Origin of the sequence: Aquimonas sp. (assembly GCF_044377145.1) — a bacterium.
In the GTDB taxonomy this organism is placed as follows: Bacteria; Pseudomonadota; Gammaproteobacteria; order Xanthomonadales; family Xanthomonadaceae; genus Aquimonas.
The window spans coordinates 1-7,398 of sequence record NZ_JBILJQ010000127.1 but is presented as its reverse complement, the minus strand read 5'-3'; the positions used below and the strand labels follow the sequence as shown (position 1 = coordinate 7,398).

Below are 7,398 nucleotides of genomic sequence, written 5' to 3'. Positions count from 1 at the left end.
CGGCTGCCGACGACCCGCAACCGGGACATCGACGGCCTGTTGCCCGTGCAGGGCTGGACGCCGCTCAGCGGCTGAGGCTCAGCACGGCGAGTGGCGAAGCGGTAGGTGGGTTGGCCGGACGCTTACGCTACATCGCGCGTCCGGCGATCAGCGAGAAACGGCTGTCGATCTCAGCGCAGGGCAGGGTCCGGTACGAACTCAAGACTCCGTGGAAGACCGAGCGAGCACAGCGAGCGTTGCCGCACAGCGGCCGAGCGGCACGACTCACGTCGAGTTCGAGCCCATCGACTTCATTGCCAAGCTCGCGGCCCTGGTCTCGCCGCCACGTGCGCATCTGACCCGGTTCCACGGCGTCTTCGCACCAAACGCCAACCTGCGAGCGCAGTTGACGCCATCGGGGCGAGGCAAGCGGCCTGCGACCGAAGCAGCGCGGGTCGTTGCGATGGGCCTGCATGCCCCGTCGCGGCCAGCCGCGCAACAAAAAATTCATGCAATCAGGTGTCGGGTAGATCGACGTGTCGGCGTCTTCCCTGCCGATGGCCCGCAAGGGTAGACCTGAAGAGAACACTGATGCCTCGTGCCACCCGCTTGTCCTGTTTCATCTCGACCCTGCTGATCAGTGGTGCCATGGGTGCTGCATGTCCGGCCCACGCGCAGGACGGCGGAAGCAGCCATGACTCCGCTCCATTCGCGATTGCGCGTCAGCCGCTGGATGCGGCGTTGACCGCGTTCTCACGCGAGACCGGTCTGCAGGTGATCGCCAACAGTGCGCTGCTGGCCGGTCGCGAGGCGCAGCCGGTCAATGGCAGCATGTCGGCGCAGGCTGCTCTCAACACGCTGCTGAGCGGGAGCGGCTTGAGCGGCGAGATCGTTGATGGATCCGTCTACCTCAAGCCGAATGCGGCGCCCACGACGGAGGCGGGCACGCCTGAGCCCGAGCGTGGGTTGGAGGCCCCGGGCCCGGCCGCAGAGTTGGACACCATCGTAGTGGTCGGGGGTTACCGGCAGGCGCTGGAAAACGCTCGCGACAGCAAGCGTAATGCCAGCGACATCCGCGACAGCATCTTCGCAGACGATATTGCGGACTTCGCCGATCTCAATCTGGCGGAGGCGATCCAGCGCGTGCCGGGTGTGTACATCACCCGTGATGGCGGCGAAGGTCGGCAGGTCGCCTTGCGCGGTCTCGGTCCGGACTACACCCGGGTGCAGCTCAACGGCCTGGAAGCGCTGACCACCACGGCGTCCACCGACCAGCGCGGCGCGGTCAATCGCGGTCGCGCCTTCGATTTCAATGTCTTCGCATCGGAGCTGTTCAATCGCGTCGACGTGCGCAAATCGACCGAAGCTTCGCTGGATGAGGGTGGTATCGCAGGCACCGTCGAACTGCGCACCGCCAAGCCCTTCGACTACCGCGGCTTCAAGCTGGCGACGGCGGCTCAGGCCTTCTACTCCGAGCGCGCGGATGAAGTCGCCCCGCGCGCGGCTGCCTTGATCTCCAACACCTGGGGCGATTCCTTCGGTGCCCTGTTGTCAGTGGCCTACACCGATCGGCTGGTAGTGGAGGATGGCGTGCAGACCATCCGCTGGCAGTCTGGTGGCTGGACGCTGGCCAATGTGGACCCGAGCGTTGACCCTGCCATCGTTGCGCGATTGAACAGCACCGGTTCGGATCGCCTGTTCTATCCGCGCACGCCGCGCTACTTCAACTTCATCCACGAGCAGCAGCGACTGGGCGTCACGGGTGCCCTGCAATAGCGGCCTTCCGCGGTGCTTGAGTTCGACTACGACCTGCTCTATGCCGGCTATCAGGCGCGCCGCTACGAGAACTTCCTCGACGCGCAATCGTTCACCCGCACCAATTCAACCGGCTTGCCGGAAACGATGATCCGCAGCCTTGAGGTCAATGGCAACGATATCGTTCGCGCCCAGCTGGGCAACGTCGATACGCGACTGGATGCTCGCCGTGATGAAAGCGACACGCGCTTCATCCAGCACTCCCTGGTGGGCCGCTGGGCCGCCACCGACCGTCTCGACGTTCGCGGCCTGCTCGGTTCCAACGAGTCGGACTTCGAGAACGACACGCTGACGCTGCAGGCGATCTCGGACAACAGCGATTTCGCGTGGGATTTTCGTGGCAATGACCGCGTGCCTCTGTGGGACTGGGGCGTCGATCTGACCAGCGCCGAGCCGTGGCGCCTGGACCTGTACCGCCCGCGTCGCAACGAGGTGGAGAACAGCTACCGCAGCGCCAAGCTGGACATCGACTACGACCTCGGATCGCTGCTGCTTCGCGGCGGCGTGGCCCAGACCCGCTACGACTTTCGCCAGCGCGACTTCGGCATCGATGTGACCACCAGCGGCTTGATCCGCGGCCGCCGCATAAACGATCTCACCATAGCGCTGCCCTACGGGTTCGGAAACAACTTCAACCTGCCGCCCGGTGCGCCGAGCACCTGGCTGGTGGTTGATCTGAACCGTGCTTCCCAAGTGCTGAATCTTGATCAGTTCGCGGCTGCGCGAATGCAGCTGCAGGCGGCCAGCAACCGGGATGTGCGGGAAGAATCCTTTGCTGCCTATGTGCAGGCCGATTTCGACTTCGGCATCGGCAACACCCTGCTGCGCGGCAATGCCGGCGTGCGCCGCGCCGCCACCGACCTCACTGCGACAGGCACGCTGGGCAATCTTCCGGTGAGCTTGCAGCGCGACTACGCGCGGTATCTGCCCTCACTCAATCTGACCTGGGAGCTGCAGGAAGACCTGCTGCTGCGTTTCGCTGCCAACCGCAATTTCACCCGCCCGACCCTGACCTCGCTGACTCCGAACGGTACGGTCAGTCTGACCACGCGCACGATCGCTTATGGCAATCCAGATCTCGCACCCTTCTCGGCGGACTCCTACGACCTTTCGCTCGAGTGGTACTACAGCGAGAGCGGCCACTTGGCGATGTCACCCTTCTTCAAGGACGTTGACGTATTCGTGGTCAGCCAGAACAGCCAGCAGACCTATCTGGAGACGGGCCTGCCGATCGAGCTGCTCGGCGACCAGTCGCAGGCGACGCCGACCGATGTGTTCACGGTGCGCCGCCCGGTGAACGGTGGCGACGCACGCGTTCGCGGCATGGAGCTCATGGTCCAGCAGGGCTTCGCCTTCCTGCCGGGCTGGCTCGCCGGCACCGGCGTGGCGGCCAACTACACCTTCGTCGACAGCAAGGCGCCTTTCACTTTTCCGGACGGCAGCGTGCGCACCTTCGCCCTGCCTGGCGTTTCGCGGCACTCGGCCAACCTGACCGTGTACTACGAGAACGAGCGTTTCGGCGTGCGTCTGTCCGGCAATTACCGTGACCGCTACCTGACCGCGGTGCCGGGCGCCAATGGCAACGACAGCGCGGGCGACAACGCTGCCACGTATGTCGACTTCAGCGCGTTCTGGAACCTCGACGATCGCCTCAAGCTGACCTTGGAAGCGCTGAACCTCAGCAATGAGGCCGAGGATCAGTACGTCGACACCAGTGATCGAGTGAACTCTTACGCCAAGAGCGGCCGTCAACTGCTGCTCGGCCTGCGCTACAGCTTCTGATGCGGTCGCCAATGAGTTTCGGTCTGCGCCTGCGCTTCGCGCTGCTGGCGAGCCTTGCGCTCGCCGGCACCGCGCTGGGCAACCCCCGACATTGCGTCAACGCGCCAGATCGGGCACAGCAGGCAATCCTCATGATCGCCGACGGGGTCGGCTTCAATGCCTGGCTCGGTTCCGGCTACTACCACCACGGGCAAGCCCGCGGCTTCCGCTATCAGCAGTCTTTGGGCGAGGACGTGGACCAGGTGCTGCTGGGCGTCGCTACGCAGGCCCTGCATGAGGGATCTGAGCCGCGCGATGCAGGCTATTCGCCGCGGCGTCGCTGGGCCAGCGGGCTGTTTCAGGTCGATGCAGCCGCGACGACCGACTCTGCTGCCGCCAGCACTGCGCTGCACACGGGTCGCAAAACCCTGCGACGCTACATCGGCCTTGATGCCGGCGGCCGGCCTCTGGACAGCCTGCACAGGATGGCTGCCCGCAGGGGCCTGCGCACGGGCGTGGTCAGCAGCGTGCCGGTGTCCCACGCGACGCCTGCGGCGGCGTGGGCACGGCAGCGTGATCGCGACGAGTTCGCAGCGATCTTTCGGCAGATGAGCGATGGCGCGCTGGATCTCATGATCGGTGCGGGTCATCCGTATTTCGACGACGTCGGTGCGCCCGTCGAGTCTCCGTCCGACGCGGCCTTCGAGGTGGTCGGGGGTCGGGCGCGCTTCGAGCGTCTTCGCAGCTCAAGGGGTTTGCACGGGTATGCCTTCGTTGACAGCCTTGCCGAGTTCGAGGCGCTGGCTGCGGGCGAGGCCTTGCCGGCGCGCGTGTTCGGGCTGGCGCCCGTGCGCCAGACCTTGCAGCAGGCCCGTCCCCGGGGCCAGGTGCCCAACCCGGCGGTGCCCGGACTGCCGCTGCTGGCGCAGGCGGCCCTGCGGGTGCTTTCCAGCAGGGCGGGGGGGTTCGTGTTGACCATTGAGGGCGGTGCCACCGACTGGGCCAACCACGCCAACGATCTGCCCCGGTTTGTCGAAGAAATGGGCGACTTCGAACGCAGTGTTGACGCGGTAGTCGAGTGGGTCGAGCAGAACTCGTGCTGGCAGGACACGCTGCTGATCGTCACCGCCGACCACGAAACGGGTGGTCTCTGGCCGGGCGGAAGTTGGGAGGATGTCGACGGCGATGGGCGTTACACGCCCGCAGTCGACACCGTGATCGGGCATCGCGCACCGCGCCCCACCGCACGCGGCGTTCTGCCGGATCTTGTCTACGGCACGGACAAGCACAGCTCCGAGCTGGTCCCACTGTGGGCTCTCGGACGAGGCGCGCGGGAGCTTGCGATCGACGCCCGTCGCGACCGGCGGGCGCAGTCGATCTGGGGTCCACCCCTGGCGTGGGACGGGCGCTACATCGACAACACCGCGGTATTCCATGGCATCGCCGAGGCGCTCGGGCTGGCGCCGACTGAAGGATCCCGCACGCCATGAACGCGTTCGTCCTGCAACATGTTTTCGCTAGGCTCCCGCAGATGCCCGGCACCGACACCGGAATGCGTGGATCCATCATGTCGAGCCCTTTGGGCTGTCCCGTGGAACGCGAAGTCGAAGCGCCGAAGCCCGCTGCGGCGCAGAGCAGCGTCGACTGGGCTGAAGTCGGCGCGGCCCTGCGCAGCTTTCTGCTCGCGCGTACGCGTCACCCCCAGCTGGCCGAGGACATCGCCCAGGAAAGTCTGCTGCGCGCTCTGGCCTTCCAGCGCGAGAACATCGTTGGCAGCGCCTATGCCCTGAGCTTTCGAATCGCCCAGAACCTGCTCTGCGAGCACGCACGACGGGCGCGTCCGACCGAGTCGATCGATAGCGTCGATGTGCCGTGCGAAGCCCCCAGGCCTGAACAGCTGCACGAGCAGCGCAGCGAGATGCGGGCGGCGCTGGAATTGATCCAGGCGATGCCGCCGCTCCGACGGGAGGTGTTCCTGAGGCGACGCGTCGAGGGCGAAAGCTGTGCCGATATCGGCGCGGCGCTCGGCCTGAGTCCAAAGGCGGTCGAGAAGCACATCACCCGCGCCTTGCTCGATCTGCAAGACTTGCGCGCCCGCGCGACCGATTCGGGAGCCTGCTGATGCGCCTGGGCGAGAGCTCTCAGCGGTGTTCCCATCGTCAAGCCGACGATGCGCCCATCGCAGCGGTCGACGCCGAGGCAGCGGCTTGGGTGATGGCCTTGGCGGACGGTCATCTTGCTGCCGGCGATGAGCGCCGCTTCCAGCGGTGGATGGAGGCGAGCGCTGCAAACCGCCAGCGTTTTGCCGAACTGGCCGCGACGTGGCACTGGTCGAAGGATCCGGGAACTGTCGCGGTGCTGACCGCACCGAGATTGCGCGAAGATCCGACAGGTCTGCCGCCGCCCGGCCTGGCATCCGCAGGCCATCTTCAGAATGGCCGGCACGCACGCTTCGGACTGCGCAGGGCCTTGGGTATGGCGGTGGCGGCTGGGCTGGCGGCGCTCGCCCTGCTGGCAGGCTTGCCGGAGCAATCGCCAGAACCCACGGTGATTGCCACTGCGCCAAGCGAGCTGGTCGACCTGGATCTGCCCGACGGCAGCCGCATCAGCCTCAGCGGTGACACGCGGCTGGCCTATCGCCTCGATGAGCACCAGCGCGACCTGGAGCTGCTGCAGGGCGAGGCGTACTTCGACATCGCGCGCGACGGACGTCCGCTGCAGGTGCGGACCCATGCAGGCACGGTGCGCGTACTGGGTACCGCCTTCAACATCGACCTGTTGGCCGCAGAGGTGGCCGAGGTCACGGTCTACGAAGGCAGCGTCCAGGTCGACTCCGGTACGCAGAAGATCGAGCTCGGCGTCGGCGAAATGGCGCACATCGAGGCGAACGGCACGCCGAGGAAGAGTGCGCTGAACGAAGCCGGACCCGACTGGCGGAAGGGCTGGTTCGTGGCGCGCGACGAGAGTCTTGCCCGAGTTCTGCAGGAAGCCGCGCGCTTCTCGAAGCTGCCGCTGGAACTTGGCGATCCGGCACTGGAGCACATCCGTCTGAGCGGCCGGATCCGCGTGGCTGAGCCCGAGCGTGTGCTGGCCATGCTCGAACGTGCGTACAGCCTTCGCGTGCAGCGCCAGGCCGAGCGGATCGTGCTTCTGCCTGCGCGCGAAGAGGGCTGACAGCGCGCCCGCCTGCAACAGCCGCCTGTGGACGCCGGTGGCCGCGGCGCGGACTGAGAGAAATCGCAGTCGAACCCCGCTTGGATCAGCGCTTCCCCGGCTGTTTGAGGACACGGCAAGCGCCCGAGCGCTTGCCGTGTCGGTCAATTCATGGCGAACGCCTGTTCCAGGCTAATTCGCCGGAATCGGGCGCAGGCTGGTCGGGCGGTCGTTGAAGTCCGAGGGCAGGTTGCGCCAGCTGCTGCCTGACTGCGCGTCGAGACTGCGACCGCCGAAGTCGGCATGCTCGAACACGCGGAAGCCAAGCGTGCCGGCCGGCGCGGGGCCTGCATACCAGTAACTGCTGATGCGGTCATTGAAGGTTCGGCCGAGGTCGCGGACGCCGCCGGGTGAGCTGTCGATGCAGTCGACGATGCCTCTCCAGCCAGCTTCGGTGGCGTAGCACAGCTGCGAAGCGGTAGGCCTCACATCAGACTCGATCTGCCAGTCGAAACGGGTTGGCGCGCTGGAGTCTTTGGATGCGTAGGTGTCCTCGGTCCACAGTAAGCGTCCGCCCAAGCCACCTACTGCTTCCCCACTCGCCGTGCTGAGCCTCAGTTGCAGATCGGCGCCCAGCCCTCGATCGGCAGCAAGCTGTCGATGTCGCGGTTGCGCGGTATGCGTCCGCCC

Annotated in this window: 6 protein-coding genes and 1 pseudogene; 6 read left to right on the top strand and 1 reads right to left on the bottom strand. The window is 66.3% G+C overall.

Annotated features, from left to right (window positions below; genetic code table 11):
- Window positions 1–125: 125 nt before the first annotated feature.
- From ACIQ7H_RS21255 to ACIQ7H_RS21230, 6 genes and pseudogenes are all read left to right on the top strand, one after another.
- Window positions 126–445: pseudogene (locus tag ACIQ7H_RS21255) on the top strand (transposase); the annotation flags it as partial.
- A 125-nt stretch (window positions 446–570) separates the two neighbouring features.
- Entirely contained in the window at window positions 571–1,755 is a 1,185-nt protein-coding gene (locus tag ACIQ7H_RS21250) for a TonB-dependent receptor plug domain-containing protein (RefSeq protein ID WP_395795329.1), read from the top strand.
- A gap of 12 nt (window positions 1,756–1,767) precedes the next feature.
- Window positions 1,768–3,576, top strand: coding sequence for a TonB-dependent receptor (locus ACIQ7H_RS21245; RefSeq protein ID WP_395795327.1), 1,809 nt, complete (start codon window positions 1,768–1,770; stop codon window positions 3,574–3,576).
- An 11-nt stretch (window positions 3,577–3,587) separates the two neighbouring features.
- Window positions 3,588–5,045, top strand: coding sequence for an alkaline phosphatase (locus ACIQ7H_RS21240; RefSeq protein WP_395795325.1), 1,458 nt, complete (start codon window positions 3,588–3,590; stop codon window positions 5,043–5,045).
- 77 nt (window positions 5,046–5,122) lie between these two features.
- Complete coding sequence (locus ACIQ7H_RS21235) at window positions 5,123–5,677, top strand: RNA polymerase sigma factor (RefSeq protein WP_395795323.1); 555 nt, start codon at window positions 5,123–5,125, stop codon at window positions 5,675–5,677.
- Window positions 5,677–6,729 carry a FecR family protein gene (locus ACIQ7H_RS21230; protein ID WP_395795321.1) on the top strand — a complete coding sequence of 351 codons (1,053 nt, stop codon included), beginning with the start codon at window positions 5,677–5,679 and terminating at the stop codon, window positions 6,727–6,729. Before ACIQ7H_RS21235 ends, ACIQ7H_RS21230 begins: the two co-directional genes overlap by 1 nt.
- A gap of 171 nt (window positions 6,730–6,900) precedes the next feature.
- Here ACIQ7H_RS21230 and ACIQ7H_RS21225 read toward each other — a convergent pair whose 3' ends face one another.
- Window positions 6,901–7,287: a hypothetical protein gene (locus ACIQ7H_RS21225; RefSeq protein WP_395795319.1), complete on the bottom strand. Its 387-nt coding sequence runs from the start codon at window positions 7,285–7,287 to the stop codon at window positions 6,901–6,903.
- Window positions 7,288–7,398 lie beyond the last annotated feature (111 nt).

What these genes read in the sequence shown, in the direction of transcription:
- ACIQ7H_RS21250 (WP_395795329.1), top strand. Translation starts at nt 571, where the DNA reads ATGCCTCGTGCCACCCGCTTGTCCTGTTTCATCTCGACCCTGCTGATC.
- ACIQ7H_RS21240 (WP_395795325.1), top strand. Translation starts at nt 3,588, where the DNA reads ATGAGTTTCGGTCTGCGCCTGCGCTTCGCGCTGCTGGCGAGCCTTGCG.
- ACIQ7H_RS21235 (WP_395795323.1), top strand. Translation starts at nt 5,123, where the DNA reads ATGTCGAGCCCTTTGGGCTGTCCCGTGGAACGCGAAGTCGAAGCGCCG.
- ACIQ7H_RS21230 (WP_395795321.1), top strand. Translation starts at nt 5,677, where the DNA reads ATGCGCCTGGGCGAGAGCTCTCAGCGGTGTTCCCATCGTCAAGCCGAC.